Origin of the sequence: Streptomyces chartreusis NRRL 3882 (assembly GCF_900236475.1) — a bacterium.
GTDB classification, from domain to species: Bacteria; Actinomycetota; Actinomycetes; order Streptomycetales; family Streptomycetaceae; genus Streptomyces; species Streptomyces chartreusis_D.
This window is the reverse complement of the sequence record NZ_LT963352.1, coordinates 8,920,432-8,938,147: the sequence shown is the minus strand read 5'-3', so window position 1 is coordinate 8,938,147 and position 17,716 is coordinate 8,920,432. Positions and strand designations below refer to the sequence as shown.

At 68.4% G+C, this 17,716-nt stretch carries 12 protein-coding genes and 2 pseudogenes; 5 read left to right on the top strand and 9 right to left on the bottom strand.

All coding sequences use genetic code 11. The annotated features are described in order from the left end of the window. The first annotated feature begins 61 nt into the window (after positions 1-61). Positions 62-448 carry a hypothetical protein gene (locus tag SCNRRL3882_RS40305; RefSeq protein WP_231911210.1) on the top strand — a complete coding sequence of 129 codons (387 nt, stop codon included), beginning with the start codon at positions 62-64 and terminating at the stop codon, positions 446-448. Between the two features lie 65 nt (positions 449-513). On the opposite strand, the pseudogene SCNRRL3882_RS40300 reads toward SCNRRL3882_RS40305, so the two are convergent. After that, positions 514-1,286 (bottom strand): annotated as a pseudogene (locus SCNRRL3882_RS40300) (carbohydrate kinase family protein); the annotation flags it as partial. A 67-nt stretch (positions 1,287-1,353) separates the two neighbouring features. Here SCNRRL3882_RS40300 and SCNRRL3882_RS40295 point away from each other — a divergent pair. Next, the gene (locus SCNRRL3882_RS40295) at positions 1,354-2,148 is read left to right on the top strand and encodes a hypothetical protein (protein ID WP_010047496.1); all 795 of its coding nucleotides are present in this window, start codon (positions 1,354-1,356) and stop codon (positions 2,146-2,148) included. A gap of 3 nt (positions 2,149-2,151) precedes the next feature. On the opposite strand, the gene SCNRRL3882_RS40290 is transcribed toward SCNRRL3882_RS40295, so the two are convergent. After that, positions 2,152-2,784 carry a LysE family translocator gene (locus SCNRRL3882_RS40290; RefSeq protein ID WP_010047494.1) on the bottom strand — a complete coding sequence of 211 codons (633 nt, stop codon included), beginning with the start codon at positions 2,782-2,784 and terminating at the stop codon, positions 2,152-2,154. A gap of 307 nt (positions 2,785-3,091) precedes the next feature. On the opposite strand from SCNRRL3882_RS40290, the gene SCNRRL3882_RS40285 reads away from it, so the two are divergent. Continuing rightward, positions 3,092-6,145 (top strand): amidohydrolase family protein, encoded by a 3,054-nt coding sequence (locus SCNRRL3882_RS40285; RefSeq protein ID WP_010047493.1) that lies wholly within the window; start codon positions 3,092-3,094, stop codon positions 6,143-6,145. A gap of 139 nt (positions 6,146-6,284) precedes the next feature. Here SCNRRL3882_RS40285 and SCNRRL3882_RS40280 read toward each other — a convergent pair whose 3' ends face one another. Then, on the bottom strand, positions 6,285-8,822 hold the full coding sequence (locus SCNRRL3882_RS40280) for a Tn3 family transposase (RefSeq protein ID WP_010047492.1): 2,538 nt from the start codon (positions 8,820-8,822) through the stop codon (positions 6,285-6,287). A 6-nt stretch (positions 8,823-8,828) separates the two neighbouring features. Here SCNRRL3882_RS40280 and SCNRRL3882_RS40275 point away from each other — a divergent pair. Beyond that, positions 8,829-10,851, top strand: a pseudogene (locus SCNRRL3882_RS40275) (OB-fold nucleic acid binding domain-containing protein); the annotation flags it as partial. Positions 10,852-10,901: 50 nt separating this feature from the next. Here the strand turns inward: SCNRRL3882_RS40275 and SCNRRL3882_RS40270 are convergent. From SCNRRL3882_RS40270 to SCNRRL3882_RS42150, 3 genes are all read right to left on the bottom strand, one after another. Then, a complete protein-coding gene (locus SCNRRL3882_RS40270) occupies positions 10,902-11,300 on the bottom strand; it encodes a hypothetical protein (RefSeq protein ID WP_010047484.1) in 399 nt (132 codons plus the stop codon). Beyond that, positions 11,284-13,173 (bottom strand): hypothetical protein, encoded by a 1,890-nt coding sequence (locus SCNRRL3882_RS42155; RefSeq protein WP_010047481.1) that lies wholly within the window; start codon positions 13,171-13,173, stop codon positions 11,284-11,286. Before SCNRRL3882_RS42155 ends, SCNRRL3882_RS40270 begins: the two co-directional genes overlap by 17 nt. A 229-nt stretch (positions 13,174-13,402) precedes the next feature. Next, a complete protein-coding gene (locus tag SCNRRL3882_RS42150) occupies positions 13,403-13,738 on the bottom strand; it encodes a hypothetical protein (RefSeq protein WP_010047478.1) in 336 nt (111 codons plus the stop codon). 297 nt (positions 13,739-14,035) lie between these two features. Here SCNRRL3882_RS42150 and SCNRRL3882_RS40255 point away from each other — a divergent pair, with 297 nt between their 5' ends. Continuing rightward, positions 14,036-14,962, top strand: coding sequence for a S41 family peptidase (locus tag SCNRRL3882_RS40255; RefSeq protein ID WP_010047476.1), 927 nt, complete (start codon positions 14,036-14,038; stop codon positions 14,960-14,962). Here the strand turns inward: SCNRRL3882_RS40255 and SCNRRL3882_RS40250 are convergent. From SCNRRL3882_RS40250 to SCNRRL3882_RS40240, 3 genes are all read right to left on the bottom strand, one after another. After that, on the bottom strand, positions 14,934-15,803 hold the full coding sequence (locus SCNRRL3882_RS40250) for an IS5 family transposase (RefSeq protein WP_010047474.1): 870 nt from the start codon (positions 15,801-15,803) through the stop codon (positions 14,934-14,936). The genes SCNRRL3882_RS40255 and SCNRRL3882_RS40250 overlap by 29 nt on opposite strands. A gap of 65 nt (positions 15,804-15,868) precedes the next feature. Further along, positions 15,869-16,288 carry a hypothetical protein gene (locus SCNRRL3882_RS40245; RefSeq protein ID WP_010047472.1) on the bottom strand — a complete coding sequence of 140 codons (420 nt, stop codon included), beginning with the start codon at positions 16,286-16,288 and terminating at the stop codon, positions 15,869-15,871. Positions 16,289-16,290: 2 nt separating this feature from the next. Then, positions 16,291-17,292 carry a DUF6192 family protein gene (locus SCNRRL3882_RS40240; protein WP_010047469.1) on the bottom strand — a complete coding sequence of 334 codons (1,002 nt, stop codon included), beginning with the start codon at positions 17,290-17,292 and terminating at the stop codon, positions 16,291-16,293. Between the last annotated feature and the right edge of the window lie 424 nt (positions 17,293-17,716).

Sequence of the window (17,716 nt, the reverse complement as noted above, 5' to 3'; positions counted from 1 at the left end):
CACCCGGTGCCCCACGCACGCCGAATCGCGCAGAGTTGGAACACTGCCTCTTCACCAGCAGGTGCGCGAGACCACCGAGGCGATCGTCGGTGCGATCACCGGTTCTCTTGCTTTGCCCAGCAGTCTGCTGCTCGGCAGGTACGACGACGATGGCCGCCTGCAGTACACCGGCCGCACCACCACTCTCGCCCAGGCTGCGAGCAGCGCGGTCGCCGCGCTACTCGCTCCAGCCCGGCGCGGTCATCCGTGGACAGGCTGGTCGTTCTCCGCCGGGTGGGGCAGCCGGGAGACGCTGGACGTCACGCTGGTGGAACCCGAGCTGGTGGTGGAAGTAGGCATCGATGTCGCCCGCGACGCCTCCGGCCGGTGGCGCCACCCCGCACGCCTGCACCGTGCCCGCCCCGACCTCTCCCCCGCCGACGTTGCGCGCCTGACGCCGCCGCGATAACGGCGGACGGGCGCGCTGGAACCGGTGCCGTACCGGCAGCATGGCAGCGGGTACGACATGCGTGTTCAGACATGTGGCAGGAAACGATCGCCGCCGCTCTTGAGTACTGCTATGCCCGCCTGCGGTGGGTTTGCGCCGGTGACGGAGCACGTCAGGGCGGCAACGCGGGCGGCGAACATGCAGGCGTTGGTGACGTCTTGCAGGGTCAGTGCGTCGAGTCGGCCGCCGAGGTGTCCGAGGGCGGCGAGGCGGTGCAGTAGTCCGGCAGTGAAGGAATCCCCGGCGCCGATCGTGTCAACGACGTTCACGGCCGGGGAAGGGACGGTGACGCGGGTGCCGTCGAGGGAGGCGAGGGCGCCGCGCCCGCCGAGGGTGATGACGACGAGGCGGACACCGGCGGCGTGCCAGGTGTCGCATGCCTCTTCGGGGCTGGTGCCGGGGAGGAGCAGGGCGAGGTCGTCCTCGCTGAGGCGGAGGATGTCGGCGAGGGCGCACCAGCGGGGAAGCCGTTCGCGGTAGGCGGAGGTCGGGACGAGCAGAGGTCGGACGTTGGGGTCGATCGATACGGTGACGTGCTCACGCGCATGGGCGAGGTGGTCCTCGATGCGACTGCCGCCAGGTTGGCGTATCAGTGCCAGGGAACCGGTGTGCAGGCAGGCCGCGTCGTCCTGCTGGGTGGCGGCGAGTTCCTCGTCGGTCCACTGCCAGTCGGCGGCACTGTCGGCGTAGGAGGTGTAGGTGGCCTGGCCGGTCTCATCGAGGTCGGCGACGGCGAGTGTGCTGGGCATTGGGCGGTCACGCTGCCCGTCAGGTCGACGCCGGAGTCGCTGAGACGGGCACTGCTGGCCAGCCGCAACGCCACCAACCTCTCGGTCGACCTGATCTTCGGGCTGCCGTACCAAACGATGGAGAACTGGTACACCTCAATCCGGGAGCTCGTCGAAGCCGGCGTAGAGAAATTCAACATCTTCCCGCTGATGTTCAAACAGGCCGACCCGATCTCGGCCCACTACCGCACCAACCCTGAGATCTTCCCCGACAGCCGGGGAAGGCTTCTGATGCACTTCGCCACAGAGGCGATCATGCGACGTCTCGGTTTTCGTCGAGGCCCGCTGTTCTACTACGCCAAGGCTGACAGTCACTCGCGTCAGCAAGAGGACAAGTACGACTCCATCGAGGACATCAACCTGCTGCCCTTCGGGGTGTCCGGATTCGGGTACGTCGGCAATACGCAGTACTACAACGAGTGCACCCTCGACGGCTACATGTCAGCGATCGAGGAAGGCCGGCCTCCTGTCTGGCGTGGAGCGCGACTCGATCTCGACGAGCGGATGCGTCGCACCATTATGTTCGCGCTCCGCTCCAGCGGTGTGGACCGTAGCGCGTTCAGCACACGTTACGGTGTCGACCCTCTGCAACGTTTCGGGGCGGAACTTGCACCCTTCCTCGATCGCGGGCTTGTTTCCGCGAATGACACCCGAATCGAAGTGACCGACCGTGGTGCGCCGTTCGCGGACAGCATTGCGCTGCATCTCGTGAGCGACCGGATCCGGGAGCAGATCCGGCTTTCCAACTCACGCATCACCGACCTGAAGCGCGATCCCCTCGACCGCTACGACTTCTCGCCCATCGAACGCGATCCGGTGGCCGCCACGGTGTCTCCCCTGCCGATGCCCGAGGTTCCGAAGCGTCCTGCGTGAGGGCTACTCGAGTGCCACCCGGACGCCGAGCGCCACCAGCGTCGCGCCCAGGGCAGTGTCCTGGGCGCGACGCATCCGCGGGGACTTGAGGACACGCCGCAGGCGGTTGGCCGCCACGGCGGTCAGTCCCAGCCCTGTCAGCTGGAAGATCACGGCGATGCCAGCAAGCATCAAGGCCACGGGAACAGCGGCACCCGGCCTGTCGTCAGGGATGAACTGCGGCAGGCTGGCCAGGAAGAACAAGGCGGCCTTCGGATTGCCCAGGTTGCTGAACAGGCCTTGCAGGAACGGGGTGCTTCCCCTCGACTTCCTCGCCTCCCCGGCAGCCTCGACATCAGCCGCTGTCCCCCGCGCCTTCCACGCGGCCCAGAGTGAACGCCCACCCAAGATCACCAGAAGCATGGCCCCGCAGAACTTCACCAGTTCAAAGGCTGTTGCGCTGCGTACAAGGACCTCCGCAAGCCCAAGAGCGACAGCAACGGCGTGCACGAACAGGCCGGCCGCGCACCCTGCAGCGGTCTGGAGACCGGCGTTTCGGCCGCCGTTGACAACGCTCCGGATCACGACCGCGGTATCCAGGCCCGGAGTGATTGTGATCAGCAGGCACAGCCCGAGAAAGGACAGCAGATCCGTCATGCGGCACATCCTGCCTCAGCCATGCTGCGGCTCGTAAGCAGTCATCTTCGGCCAAGAAGACACCAATGGCTCCTCACGCCCGTCTTCGCCCATGAGGAGCAGTCGCCGCATACAGGAACACCGCGACCACGGCCTGGTCAGGACCGTTCACTCCGAGGAGAGCTGAGAAATCGTGTCGCCTGTAACCCGCAGACGATTCCTGAAGGCGGCCTCCGGCACAGCCGTAACGGGCTCGCTGGTCACCTCACCGCCCGCGCGGGCACTTGGCCCTGCCCCCACACCGGTCGTCGCGGCTGACGGAGTGCCAGTGCGGCTGCGGTTCACCTCCGTCACCAACGGCATGGCCACCGCGACGCACGGCGGGGACCGGATCGTCGCAGAGGTGCAGAACATCCTTTGGACGGTCCCCCGGGACGGAACGGCTGCCACACCGCTCACGCCACCGGACCTCGAACCCAGCCGTCCGGCCTTCTCGCCGGACGGCCGCAAGGTCGCCATGAGCGCCTACCGCGGTGGGACCTTCAGCATCTGGGTGATGGACGCAGACGGTTCCGGCCTGCGCCGGCTTACCGACGGGCCTTTCGACGATCGGGCACCTGCCTGGTCCCCGGACGGCCGCACCATCGCTTTCTGCTCCGAGCGCGGCGGCGATCCGGTCGCGGGCAGCCCGTATCGCATCTGGGCCGTGTCCGTGGCGGACGGCGTACTGCGCCAGCTGACAGGGGTACCGGAACAGCAGGGGCCCGGCCTGGACGGAGTGTGGGAGGACTTCGATCCGGTGTGGTCGCACGACGGCACCCGGGTACTGTTCGTACGCGCCGAAGTCGCCGCTTCCGGCCTCACTGCCCGCACTATCGCGTCCGTCGCGGCCACTGGCGGACCGGTGATCGCCGAGCACACGACCACCATCGGCAACCTGCTTGCACCCGCTATCTCCCCTGCAGGCCGCATTGCCTGGCTCCGCAGCATCCCCGGGCCACCCAAGACGGAAGCGATCGCGTTGTTCGCGGAGGGTCGCGAGGTGGTGCTCGACGGCGAGATCGCGCCCGCGCCGCCGCGGTGGATCGACGATGAGCGGCTGCTGCTCACCGTCGGGGGCCGGTTTCGGATGATCCGGCCGCACCGAGACCATATCGGGGAGGAGATTCCGCTCAACGCCACCCTCGAAGTGCAACGGCCTCGGTATGCAGTCAAAGAGTACATGCTGGAGGCTGAGCAGTCCCGCCCGGTCCGTGGTGTCCATCTTCCTCATCTCTCACCGGACGGCCAGAGCATTGCCTTTGCTGCGCTCAACTCGCTGTGGGTGGTGAGCGTGCGCGGTGGCACACCACGCAAGGTGATGGAGAGCTCCCCCACTGCCTATGTGCAAGGGCCGGTATGGTCCCCGGACGGCCACGCGCTGATCTTCACGGATGACCGGGACGGTCTCAACACCGTACGCCGCCGTGAACAGAACGATGGCCGCGAGACGGTTCTCGCTCCTGATGGGCGAGTGCACGCGGCGCTCTCGCCGGACGGTACACGCCTGGCCTGTCTGGACATGGCAGGGAACCTTGTCGTGAAGGACCTCGCCGCCGGAGGGGAGAAAGTTCTGGCGGCACCCCTCGGAGGCGGTGGGCTGCCGAGCCGCCCCAGTTGGTCACCCGACGGACGGTACCTCTCCCTGTGCGACCGCAACCGGCTCAACAACCGTTTCCGCGAGGGCCTCAACCTCATCCGCGTCGTGGACACGGACAGCGGCGCCTCGCGACTGTACGGCCTGGCTCCGCATGTCTCCTTGTCCGACCGGTACGCATCAGGGCCGGTGTGGTCGCCGGACGGGCACTGGCTGGCCTGCGTCAGCGAATCCGCACTGTGGCTGCTGCCAGTCGGCCCAGACGGCGCACCGAACGGCCCCGCCCAGGCCCTGACCGATGAGCCGGCCGACCATCCATCGTGGGCAGGGGACTCGCGCACGCTGCTCTACCAGTCCAATGGCCGACTGCGGTTGCTCACCATCGACGCCTCCGGCTCGCCGTCCGGAGCTCCGCGAACCGTGCCGGTCACGCTGACGTACCGGCGACCGACGCCCGTCGACACCGTGGTGCACGCCGGGCTCCTCTGGGACGGGACCGGCTCCGAACCGCGCGCGGACGTCGACATCCTCATCAGCAAGGGCCTCGTGACGGCGGTCGAACCTCACCGCCCTGGCCGCCCGGCCGCCCGTCACGTCGACGCCTCGGACGGTACGGTGCTGCCCGGCCTGTGGGATTCGCACATTCACCCGTGGCAGTACACCTACGGTGCCCGGCAGGGAGCACTCCAGCTCGCGTACGGCATCACCACCACGGTGTCCCTGGGCGGGTTCGCGTACGAGCAGACACGACTGCGGGACGACATCGCGGCGGGCCGGCTGGCCGCACCGCGGCTGTTGGCCACTGGAGAGTTGCTCGACGGCTCCCGCGTCGGCTACAGCATGGGGCGTGCGCACCGCACGCGTGAGGGTCTCATCCGCTCACTGGCCCGGGCCGCCGCCCTGGACTGGGACTTCGTCAAGACATATGTACGATCCCCCTACTCGCAGATGGAAGAGGCCGCACGTCATGCCCACGAGCGCCTCGGAGTGCTCAGCGGTGGACACCTGTGCGCCCAAGGCCTGCTGGCCGGACAGGACCTCACCACTCACCTGCTGGCCACCGAACGCGCCGAATACGGTCACGGCGCGACCGCCGAAGGCCATACCCATCAGGACACCTTGGAGATCTACACCAGGGGCGACTTCCACCTGATCGCCACGCCGTTCACAGCGATGCCGCTGATCGGGCTGCATCCCGAGGTGGCCGACGACGCCCGTGTCACGACGATGATGCCGTCGTGGGACATCGCGGTCGTCGAAGGCCTCGCGGCCAGGCGACCGACTGCGGACGAACTGACGGTCCTGGAGCGGGAAGTCGACGTCTACCGTCGGGTCGTACACGACGGCGGCCGCCTGCTGCTGGGAACCGACGCGCCTCTGTCTCCCGTGGGGCTTCACCTGCACGTGGCCATGCGAGCGCTGCACCGATACGGCATGTCCCCGGCCGAGGTCCTGACCACCGTGACCCGGGCCCCGGCAAGCGTCTTCGGAGTCGCCGACCGTCTCGGTACGGTGGAACCGGGCAAGCTGGCGGACCTGACCATCGTCGACGGCAATCCATTCGAGAACTTCGACTCGCTGATCCGGATCCGCGGAGCCGTCCGTGGCGGTCGGCTGCATGAACGGGCCGTGCTGGAACAAGCGTTCTCGCACTCCGTAGCGCACGCGGCACCGCGCGGCGGCTGGGCCACCGTCTCGGATCAGATGATCCGAGACGGCTGCTGCGAAGGGCACCACCGCTTCTGATGTGGCTTGGCAGCCGCCGATGTACTTGACGTCTGGAGCCCGGCGGTCGCCATGCCCGTCCCCTTCTCAACCCGCGGCCCGGCGCCTTGCCCCGGTCAACGAATCAGGCGCCCGCCGGCGACGCCGGGCCTGCGGGTCTTCAGGATGCCGACGCGGCCGCACCGCCCGCCGCCGACTGTGCGGTTTCCGCCTCGGACGGGGATCGGGGACCAGGCACCGTGGCCGCCGTGGCGGCGAGGGTGAGTTGGGAGTTCATGTCAAGCTCGAACCGGCCGTAGGGGTTCACATGCGTCCAGAACAGCGGGGAGAGGGCCCGCCGGTCGGCGTCGGTGAGCCGCTCCTGCCACTTCTCCTCGCTCAGGATGTTCTGCAGCAGCAGGGTGTTGACGTGCACCAACGCGGACTGGAGCAGGTGCAGGGCGAGCATCGAGACTTCCTGACTCTCCTTGTCGGAGCCGGTCAGGTCACCGTCCTTGCCGTAGAACAGGTCGTGGTTGGCGGAGTTCCAGTTCTCCACGACCTGGAGCCCGTCGTTGATCTCACGGCGCAGGCCGGCATCCGCGAGGTAGTCGCAGATGAACGCAGTACGGGCCGCCCGCCCGAGTTCCTCGATCGCCCGGTAGGTGGGGTGCTTGGGCCCGCCGCGGGTGAAGCGCCGCAGGACCTGCTCGGCCTCGGCGGTGCCCAGGCGCAGGGCGGTGGTGTACTTCACGATCTGGTCGTACTGCTGGCGGATCAGATCCCAGTCGATCGTCTTGGTCGACAGCACCGGCGCCAGGTTCGACCAGGTGTCGTCCTCGCCGGCCGCCGGCCGGTACAGCCGAGCCGATCCGACGTTCTTCAGCCTCGGGAGCAGGTTGAAGCCGAGCATGTGGGCGAAGGCGAACCCGACGATGGAGGCGCCGTGCGTGTCGGTGTACTGCCGGTCGATCTCCACGTCCGTGCAGTGCCGCAGCACCCCCTCGATCATCGCGGCGACCTCGGAGGCCGAGCAGGACTTGAGCTGGCTGTAGACGCACAGCGACTTCCTCTCGACGTGCCAGTAGATCATCACCCCGGGCCCGCGGTACCGCTGGTGCCACTCGGTCATGAAGTTGCTGGACCAGGAGCCGAACTTCTTGGAGTCGCTCGCGCAGGCGGTGCCCTCGCCCCACCACGCCGCATCGCGGGCGGCGAAGGTGGCGTTGACCAGCCGCACCAGCGCCGCGCGCAGGTTGGTCCGGTTGACGAACAGGTGCCGCACTCGGCGCAGGACGGCCTCGCTCTCGCCGTGCTTGCCGGTGACCGCGACCCGCTTGATGCCCATGTTCGTACCCAAGGCGAACAGCACCAGCAGTAGCCGGCGGCGCAGCACCGCCTTCGGTACCGCCTCGCGTGTGGCGACCGAGGTGAATTCGCCGGTGAAGCCGGTGGCGAACTCGGCTTCCTTGAGGATGTCGATCAGGTCGATGGTGCCCCAGCGGCGTTCGATCTCCGTCTTCAGCGCGACCAGGTTATCCGGTTCCTCCTGCTTGCCCAGCGGCGAGACCTTGATCCACGGCTCGCCGTGTCGGCGGACGATGTCCACCCCGCCCGTGGTGCCCAGCTCCAGCGCCGTGTCGAAGCGGGTCAGGGCCTCGCGTAGCCGCTTCTGAAGGGCCTCGATGAACTTCTCCGGGTCCTGCGGCTGACGGATCGCGTCGTAGTGCACGTCGCGGTTGTCCTCGAAGTCCGGTGGCAGATCGTCCTCCGGGTTCTGCCACCGGTTTGCGCCCGAAACCCAGATCTCCCGCCGCCGCAGCGCGTCCCGCAGCGCCACGAGCACGCACAGCTCGTATGGGATGCGCTCGACCCGGCCGCGCTCGTCCACCACCGCCTTGCGCCACTCATCGCGCACCACCCCCGCCAGCGGGATCTTCTCCGCCTCGTCGAAGAACGCACCCTCTTTAGCGCTGGGCTGGTCCAGGTACCGCTTGAGCAGGTCGATGGCGTCCATCACCGGCCGGTAGGCGGTGTTGTTGCACTTCAGCTCCAGCGCGTTCAGCAGCGGCGAGAGCATCCGCCGCCAATGGCCCGAGTACGACGAGCGCAGCACCGTCCGCACCCGGGCTCGGTAGCGGGCCTCGTTCGCCGCGGCCTCCGCGGCGAGGGCCTTCAGCGTGGACTCCCCGGCCACCGGATAGATCACCTTGCGGACCGTGCCGCCCGGCTCGGCGACCGCCGCCTCCGCCAGCCGCAGCAAGATGCCCTCCTTGCCGCGGACCCGCTTCATCTCCTTGTTGAACTCGCCCTCGACCTTCCTCTCCGCCCGTGTGTTGATCTTCTGCACGAGCTGGATGAACAGCTCCACCAGCGAGTCGGTGATCTCCGTCTCCCGCACATGGCACAGCGTGGACAGCAGCGTGTAGCGCACCGGGTCGGCCGCCGCCCGCAGGTCTGAGGGGTACTCCTTTGACGCCCGTGCCCGCCAGGCGGCCACCAGCTTTTCCGACACGTCCCCGAACAGATCCGGCGGCAGCTCCAGCGCGCGGACCCGCTGGAGCTTGTTCACCTCCGCCAGGAGGCTATCCAGCCCCAGCGCGCCCGGATCGGCCTTCAGCTCGGTGAAGAACGTGCCCCCGCCTCCCGTGCTGTCCTCGCTCGCGTCGGTGTCCTCGGCGATCAGGTCATCCAGCCGGGACCGAGTCGCCGCGGACAACCGGCCGCCGGCACCGGCCCCGGCTCACTGCGCCTGGCCGCCCGCACCCTCACCCTCGCCGACCAACTGGGCATCCCCGCCGTGCTGACCAACGCCGTCCGCTACGCCGACGCCGACCAGCACCGCCTCGCCGACGTCCTGGACGCCGCCCGCCTGCTGCGCCCCATCGACCGCCGCCACCTCGACTCCGGCGAGCGCTGGCTGAAGCCCCCGGCCGCCATGGGCGAGATCGCTCGGCGGATCGCCGCGGCCGCCGGCCACGGTGACGACCGCGCGGCCCGCCTACTGGCCGACACCACCGCCACGGCCGACGCCTGCACCGTCGACCCCGTCGAGGACCTCGGCCTGGGCCGTCCCCACTTCCCCGAACCCGTCGTCGTCGGCGCCCCTGGAGGCCCCGAACACCCCCAACAGGTCCCCCTCGACGACCACTTCGCGTTCAAGCTCATCCAGGACGCACAGACGCTGGGCTTGTTTCAACTCGAGTCGCCCGGCCAGCAAGATCTTCTGTCGAGACTGCAGCCGCGCAACGTCGCCGACGTCATCGCCGACATCAGCCTCTTCCGCCCGGGCCCGGTCGCCGGCGGCATGCCCGAGCAGTACATCGCCGCCCGCCACGGCGCCACCCCCACCTACCCGCACCCCGACCTCGAGCCGGTACTCGCCGATACGTACGGAGTCGTCATCTGGCACGAACAAATCATCGAGATCATCGCCACGCTCACCGGCTGCGACCGCGCCCTGGCCGAAGTCGCCCGACGCGTCCTCGCCGACCCCGACCGACTGCCCCGCCTGCGGGACTGGTTCCACCGCACCGCGGCCGCCCGCGGCTACACCCGACGTCCTCACTCACGTCTGGAACATCATCGAAGCGTTCGGGGCCTACGGCTTCTGCCGGGCACACGCCGTCGCCTTCGCCGTCCCCGCCCTGCAGTCCGCCTGGCTCAAAGCCCACTACCCGGCCTTCCTGCTGGCCGGCCTCCTCGAACACGACCCCGGCATGTGGCCCAAGCGGGTTCTGATCCAAGACGCTCGCCGCCGCGGCGTCACCGTCCTGCCCGCCGACGTCAACCACTCCAAGACCACCTACACCGTCGAGCACGCCCCCGACGGCACCTGGGCCGTCCGCCTCGCCCTCTCCGGCGTCCGCGGCATCCACACCGACGAGGCCGAGCGCATCGCAGCCGGCCAGCCCTACGCATCCCTGTCCGACCTGTGGCAGCGCGCCCGCCCCAACCGGCCCACGGCCGAACGCCTCGCCCAGGCCGGCGTCCTCGACAGCCTGCGCGGCAACCTCACCCGCCGCGACCTGCTCCTACAGATCACCGAACTGCACCGCCAGTACCGCGGCCGCCCCCTCGGCGACGGACAACTCCCCATGGCCCTCGACGACCAGCACACCAGCACCCCCTCCGGCCTGCCGGAAATGACCAGCCGCGAAGCCCTCAACGCGGAACTGCACATCCTTGGCGTCGACGTCAGCCGCCACCTGATGGACCACCACCATCAGCTGCTGCGCGAACTCGGCGCCACCGACGCCGCCCACTTGAAGCGACTGCGCCCCGGCCAGCAGGTCCTCGTCGCCGGCGTCCGCGCCTCCACCCAGACCCCGCCCATCCGCTCCGGGAAACGGATCATCTTCGTCACCCTCGAAGACCGCTCTGGCCTGGTCGACCTGGCCTTCTTCGAAGACAGCCACGAGGCGTGCGCGCACACGATCTTCCACAGAGGACTGCTCCTCGTCCGCGGCAACGTCCAGCGCCGCGGCGAACGCAACACCGTCACCGGCTCGATGGTCTGGGACCTCGAGCAACTCGCCGCCACCCGCCGCGACCACGGGCCCGAAGCCGTCCAGCGCCTCCTCGGCGCCGGCGCCGACGTCCCACCGGCCCCGCGCACCGAGCCGCACCGCACCATCACCCACGAGACCGGCGCGACCCTCCACCCGTGGGCCGACCTCCAGCCCCCAGGGCAGCGCGCCGCCGACCTCACCAAACTCGGCCACACCAGCCCGGGTTCTCCAGGCTGATACGTGTCTCATGAGACACACCACACCCACCCGCAGGGGATGTCCTCGGCTCACTCTCGACGGGCGAGAGGCAGTGGGACGACGACGCCAGAGCGTTTGGCGAGTTGCTCGCGGAGTGCAGCGTTCTCCGCGAAAAGGGTGGCGATGACCGTCGCTGCGGCGTCAACCTGTTGCTGAAGGCGTTGTCGGTCTTGCCGGTTACCTCTCAGCTGTCGGCGGAGACGGGTGATTTCCTCCTGCTGATGTTGGTCGCGCAGGCTGGCGGGACTTCGGCCGAGGCGGTTGTCCCACTCCGCGAGGACGGCGGTCGCGCGGTTCATCGTGGCTCGGCTGACGCCGGCCTCTCGCCAAAGGTTGTTCTTGGTCAGCTTGCCGTCGGTGCGGGTGGGTTGGCCGGTGAACAGGCGCTCCATCGCCTCGCGCAGAGCCTGCTCAGTCTTGGCGGACACCGTTGGAGGGGGCATCGGGTGCCTTTCGTACCACGCGGTCGACTTCGTGGAGCTGTTCAGTGAGCAAGGCTCGGCGGTTGGGCGGGAGCTTGCGGGTGGTGAGTAGGTCGGTGAGCGAGGCTCGTTCCGCGGTCCAGATAGGCAGGTGAGCGGGGGCGATGACGCTGTTCGCGCAGCGGGAGGGCTGGCAGCGGTCGATGAGCGGGCCTTGGTGGCCTTCGGGGACGATCGCATCCTCGAGACATTTGGCACCGACCGGGTTGGCGTCGTCCATGGTGCAGTGGTTGAGCTTGCCGAAGCGGACGGACAGTCGCGTGCGGCGCAGGAGGTCGAGTTCAACGCGGAGATCACCGCGCTGCGCCTGGCTGGTCGCCTTCATCTCGGCGGCCTTGGCCCGGATGGCGGCGAAGGTCTCGCGCAGGCGGTCGGCGCCCGGTCCGTCGCCGATGGGCTCGCCGCGGCCGTCGGCGGCGAAGAGCTCGGCCAATCGCTCGAAGCGTCGCTCGCTGATTGCGGTCCGCAGGTGCTCGGCCCAGGCGGGCGCGGGCTCGGTGTAGCCCTGGGTGGTGGTGTTCGCGAGTGCCCGGGTGGAGACGTGCTTGAGCTGCATCCCGACGGCGATTTCCGAGCCGGGAAAATCCCGGGTGAGCATCGCCATGGTGCGACGGAACATGTGCGGGGCCAGCTTCTGTTCGGGGATCTGCGGAAGCCCGGTGACGTGTCGGTTGTCATTGACGTGCTGGACGAAGCAGGTGATCGCGTCGCCGCTGTCGAAGTGGTTGATGGGCGACTTGGCTTGTACCGACGCGAAGGCGTACTCGTCATCGATCGACAGTTCGGCCGCCGTGGCGATCGCTTTGGCCACCGGTTCGATGATCCACCAGTGCCGGATCGGCAGGTCCGGGTCCAGCTTGTGTTTGGTCGCCTTCACTGCAGGGCTGCCGTAGTACTCGACGACCGAGTCCTTGAGGATGTCGCGGACCTCGATGTTCCGCATCATCGACAGCCCGACCACCAGCACAAACGCCGCGTTGCGCAGAGCGGTGTACTCGATCCACAGGGCGAGCGGGTGCAGTGAGTGGCGCCAGGGGCCGCGGGTTCCATCGGGGCGTTCGACCTCGGTCAGGTCGGGCAGGAGCCCGGGCTGCGTGTGGCCGGCGGCGACCAACTCGGTCACCCTTGCGCGGGCCAGGCGACCCGCCGCCGTACCAGGGGCGAAAAGATTCGACGACCCGGCGAGGCCGAGCACGGCGGTCAGCAGTGCCCAGTTGACCGGCGTCGTGGCGCGCGGGTGGCGCAGCGGGTCAGCAGGATGCCAGACGGGGACCCGGCTGGCAGGATCGGCAAGCCACGCGTCGAGCCGGCGGCGCTGCTGCGCGGCTCCCAGGTGCAATCTCGTGGTCTGGAGGTTCTTCCAGTGCGCGCGGGCGCGCAGAATGTCGGGGCCGAAGACGTCGACGTACGTCCAAGCCGCGCGGATGAGCGGGAACCACGTCCGGGGCTCGACCACCGCGGTGCGTAGCTTCGACTCCCGCACCAAGCCCAGGACTTTCGCACCGGTCTGACCGGGCCAGGGGTCCGCAGGCAGGCCAGTGGTGAGCACAGGGGCGAACTGGTGCAGCAGTTTGATCACCGTGATGTGAGCGCGGACGGCGGTGTCGTCGGTGGTGCGGCGGCGCTCAGCGATGTAGCGGTGGAAGTCCTCCACCGCCCACTGGGCGAAGTCGTCGGGCAGGTGCTCGGCGGCGCCGAACGCGGCAAGTGCACGCAGGACCTGGCCGCGGGCCCGCTGGGTGGGAACCTTCCGCGGCGTTGGCGGCAGATGCACGCCTGCGGCGAGGACGGCGGGATGTCGCGGGTTGAACTCGAGCATCGCCAGTTCCCGGGCGAGGAGGTTCTGGCCCGGGCTGAGGTCGGTGAACGGCAGCTTCCACTGGCCCGTCAGGTGGCTCGTGGGCGACGCAGGACACCGTTGAAGTCCCAGCAGGTGTTCTCTCCGAAGTTGGGCGATGACGCGCCAGCCAGTAGCGGCAGGGACTGCAGGACGGGCTCGTCGTCGGCGAAGACGCTCGACCGCGGGGCAAGGGGGTGCTGTCGGCCGGTCATTCGAACTCCACCTGGGTGGCGAGCGGAAGGGTGAGGGTCAGCCCTTCGTCGGCGATGCGTTGACGGGCTCGAGTGATCTCGTCACTCGTGCGCAGGCCGAGGGCCTCGAGGACGTTGACGCGGCTCTGTCCCCATAGGGCATGGAAGTGCGTCGGGGACAGGCGGTGCTGGAGCTGTTCGAGATGGGCCGCGAACAACAGCAGTTGAGGGAGGTTGGAGGGTAGGACGAAGGCGTTGCGGCACTCCAGGCATCGGGTGGGAGCGACCGGGCACAGCTGGCCGGGGCGGCCGAATGGGGAGGCGAATGGATCCCGGCAACTGGAGACTCCCATGTCCAGTTCACCGGAACGCAGTTGCTCGACGTCCTCGGCGGACAGGCCAAGAGCCTGGGCGGCGCCCGGTTCTGCCAGCGCCCGCTCGTCCTCGTCGCTGAGTGCGTGTTTCTGATCCGGGATGCTGCGCCAGTGGCTGATCGTCAGGGTTAGGGTTGCCAGTTAGTCGAGAGCCTGTTCGGGGGATGGATGCGGCGGATACGTTCACTGCGCATAGTGGCCTGCGCTGGCCTGATGGGAGTAGCGGTCACCGCGACGGGGTGCACGGGTCGTTCGCACGATCCAGGGGCTACCGACATGTCGCCCAGTGCGCAGACCTACCTGTCGAAGGCGCTGAACATCATGGAGAAGCACTCTCTTGTCCGTCACAAGGTTGACTGGGCGGCCGTGCGAAGCAGGGCGTACTCGCAGGCGCGCGGCGCGCAGGAGTCGGCGGACACGCACGGGGCGATCGCCTCGGCACTGAATTCGCTGGGCGACGGGCACAGTGTTTTCTGGGGGCCGGATGTGGCCAAGGAGCGTTATGGAGCGTCTGCGGTCAAATTCGAGGGCCTGGAAGGCCGTTCCTCGAAGAACGGCGTGAGCTACATTTCCCTGCCTGGTGTTCTGGGGTCTCAAGAGGCCTACGACCGGTACGTGCGGCAGGGCCGACACACCGTGGCGAAGGCCCAGGCGACTGAGACCTGCGGCTGGGTGGTGGATCTACGCTCGGCCAACGGGGGCAACATGTGGCCGATGCTTGCCGTCGTAGGTCCGATCCTGGGCGATGGCAAGGTAGGCGCGTTTGTAGATGCCGACGGCAACGAGTCAGTCTGGTCGATCAAGCACGGCAGCCCATACGTAGACGGCAAGTTGGTCGGCTGGGGCGATGGCCGACCGCTCGCCGGGAGCACCCAACCGGTTGCGGTCCTGACCGGCAGGCAAACAGCCAGTGCGGGTGAGGCGGTCACGGTGGCCTTCCGGGGACGTCCTGGCGCCAGGTCTTTCGGCGAACAGACCAACGGCGTCCCCACGGGAAACAGGCCGTACCGCCTGTCCGACGGAGCTGTGCTGCTCCTCACGGAAGCCAAGGACGTGGACCGGACGGGCCGTGCGTATGACGCGCCGATACCTCCAGACGCGCAGATCGTCAGGGACTCACGCCCTGCGGCGCGCAACCGGGACGAGGTCCTGCAAGCAGCACAGAGCTGGCTCCTCAAGCAGGCTGCCTGTCGTCAACGGTGAAATGCTCCGCCACCTTCCTTGTCCAGTTGGGTGTGGCGCCCTTCCGTGCCAGGCGCCGGGTCATGAGGGTGATGGCTGCCCAGGTGATCAGAGTTTCGGAGTGCTGGACGAGCCGTTCGTAGTCCCGGGCATGGCGGCGTGCGTGCATCATCCACGCGAGACTGCGTTCGACGACCCAGCGGCGGGGCAGCACGACGAAGCCGGAGGCGTCCTTGGGGCGGCTGACGGGCTTGATGGTGAGGTTGAGGTGGTGTTTTGCCCAGTCGACGAGCTTTCCGGCGTAGGCGGAGTCGGCCCACACGATCGTGATCTCGGGGTGCATGAGGCGGAGGCGGAACAGGACTTCCTTGGCCGCGGCGGAGTCGTGCAGGTCGGCGGGTGTGACCATGACCAGCAGTGGAAGTCCTCGGGTGTCGACGACCAGGTGGCGCTTGCGGCCGTTGATTTTCTTGCCCGCGTCGTAGCCGCGGGTGGCTTTGGAGACGGTCTCGGCGGCCTTCACGCTCTGGGAGTCGATCACGGTGGCCACCGCTCGGGGCCCTTTGCCCAGGTTGCGGCGGATCCGCCCCGAGAGATGGTCACGGATCTGCCCGATGACTCCGCAGGCCGCCCAACGGGCCATGAAGCCCCAAACTGTGCGCCAGGGCGGGTAATCCGCAGGTAGGGCCCGCCACTTGCAGCCCGTGTCCACGACGTAGCGGATCGCGTCGACGATCTCGCGCCGGGGGTGCTTCTCCGGCCTGCCACCGCGGCTGGTGTCGCAGGCCGGGGTGGGCAGGAGGGGTTCGATCAGGACCCATTCGGCGTTGGTGGTGTCGGAGGGATAGCGGCGGCGACGCATGGCAGTTGGCTTTCCGCAGTGCCGCGGAGGGCCGCCGCCGTCCGGGCGGCCCCCGCGGTGGTCGGTCAGGAGCTGTTGATGAGGTCGAGGGTGGATTCGATGGAGTTGAGCTGGGCGGTGATGTGCTTGACCCACTTGTCGCCCGGGTGGGCGGCGGCGTGCGGGGCGACGGTGCCGGTGATCAGTCGGCGGAACTCAGTCAGCTTCTCCCTGATCACGGCCCGTTCGTATGCTTCCAGGGCGGCCCGCTCAGCACCGAGCTGGTAGCCGTCAGCTCTGGTCCAGATCAGCGGCGGCCAGCCCTTCTCCGTCGCCTGGTCCATCAGGGCCGCAAGCCCGGACCGCACCTGACTGGGGGACAGATCGCTCGCGCGTACCAGCTGAGGGAACAGCAGACCGGCGGGTCTGGCCTCGAACAACACGAACCGGACGGTATCCGCGTGCCGTCGGGCGGCATCGCCCCGCCGCCGCGAGGCCCGGGGCATACCTACTCGCCCTTCAGCATGCGGGCCAGTTCGTCGTCCATGTCGACCTTGCCGGTGTCGACAGCTGTCTCGATCCAGTCCAGGGTGGCCCGAACCCGGGCGACGTTCTCGTGCACGATCGTGCGTTCGTCGTCGTTGAGCGTCCGGTCGCGCAGACCGGGGACGGTTCGGCCGGCAGCGGCGACGAAGGAGTGGCAGGCGGTAACCAGGTCCAGGAACTCCACGGTCCGGTCGATGTGCCTGACGGCCGGGGCGACGGGACTGGTGCTTTCGAAGTCCTCGCGGGCTTGTCGGCTCCTCTCATTCTGGGCATGGTTGACCTGGAAGCGGGCGGTGTCGTCGCTCATCGCCTTGAACGCAACGTCCGGCCGGCGCAGCAGACTGGTCGCGGCGGTTGTTGCGACCGTCTCGTCACGGGTGAACTCCTCCACCACCTTGACCTTGTCCTCCGCCGACACTTTGGCCGCCACCTGCGGACGCTTGAGGAAGTCAGTGGTCACCGCCGCCGCGACCTCCTCGTCCTGGGCCAGCGAATGGATCGCGGTGACCTTTTCCTGCGGCGTCACGGGCGTTTCGACCCGCTGCCCCACCCGCCGGTTCGCGTCGTCCGCCGTCCACCGGGACTTCCCCTCCGGCAGCACCACGATCGCCGCGAACCGCTCCTCGTCATCCTCGATGTTCGCCAGCGACCGATGGACCGTGTAGGAGGCAATCTTGGGCTGCCGGTGTTCCTTCGGCCAGCGCGAGGCCACCCACCTCGTGGTCTTCACCGTGGCGACGCTCAGCCCGATGTCGTCGGCCAGACGGGCAAGCGACTGCTCGACCGTCCACTCCGTCTCCCCGACCGGACCGCCCCTCTGCCGCATCGGCTCGATCTCCAGAGCCCGGTCGCCGATCGTGAACTGCCCGCGCGTCTGTTGTTCGACCACGTCCCGCAATTCGGCCACGATCTGCTCGTAGCGGGACTGGCTGACGCTTCCGACCTTCTCGTTCTCCTCGGTCATGGTGTGCTTCACCACCAACGGCGGACCGGGGCACGGCGCTTGGGGCCATGACGGGACAAGGCCCGCTTCCGAACCGAGAGTCAGTCTGTAAATCCTAAGATCGCAACGATTGACCACAAATGACCGGATGGTGACCGGAGTTGGGCTCACCATGCGTTCGCTCATTGATTACTGTGACCGTTCGCCGAACGGTTCCTTCCGGTGCCTCCAGGCACTCACCTTGCACCGCGCCGAGCAGTACAGAGCGTCCGAGCGGCGGTCGACGCCGATCACCCACCGGGCCCCGCACTCGGGGCACTCAGCCTCGCCAACACCGGCCTGGACGGCCGCCAGGCGCTTACGCAACCGGCGTTCCCGCCGCCACTGCCTGGCGCGACACGCCGACGAGCAGAACATCGCCCCGGGTCGGGCATCCGGCCTCAGC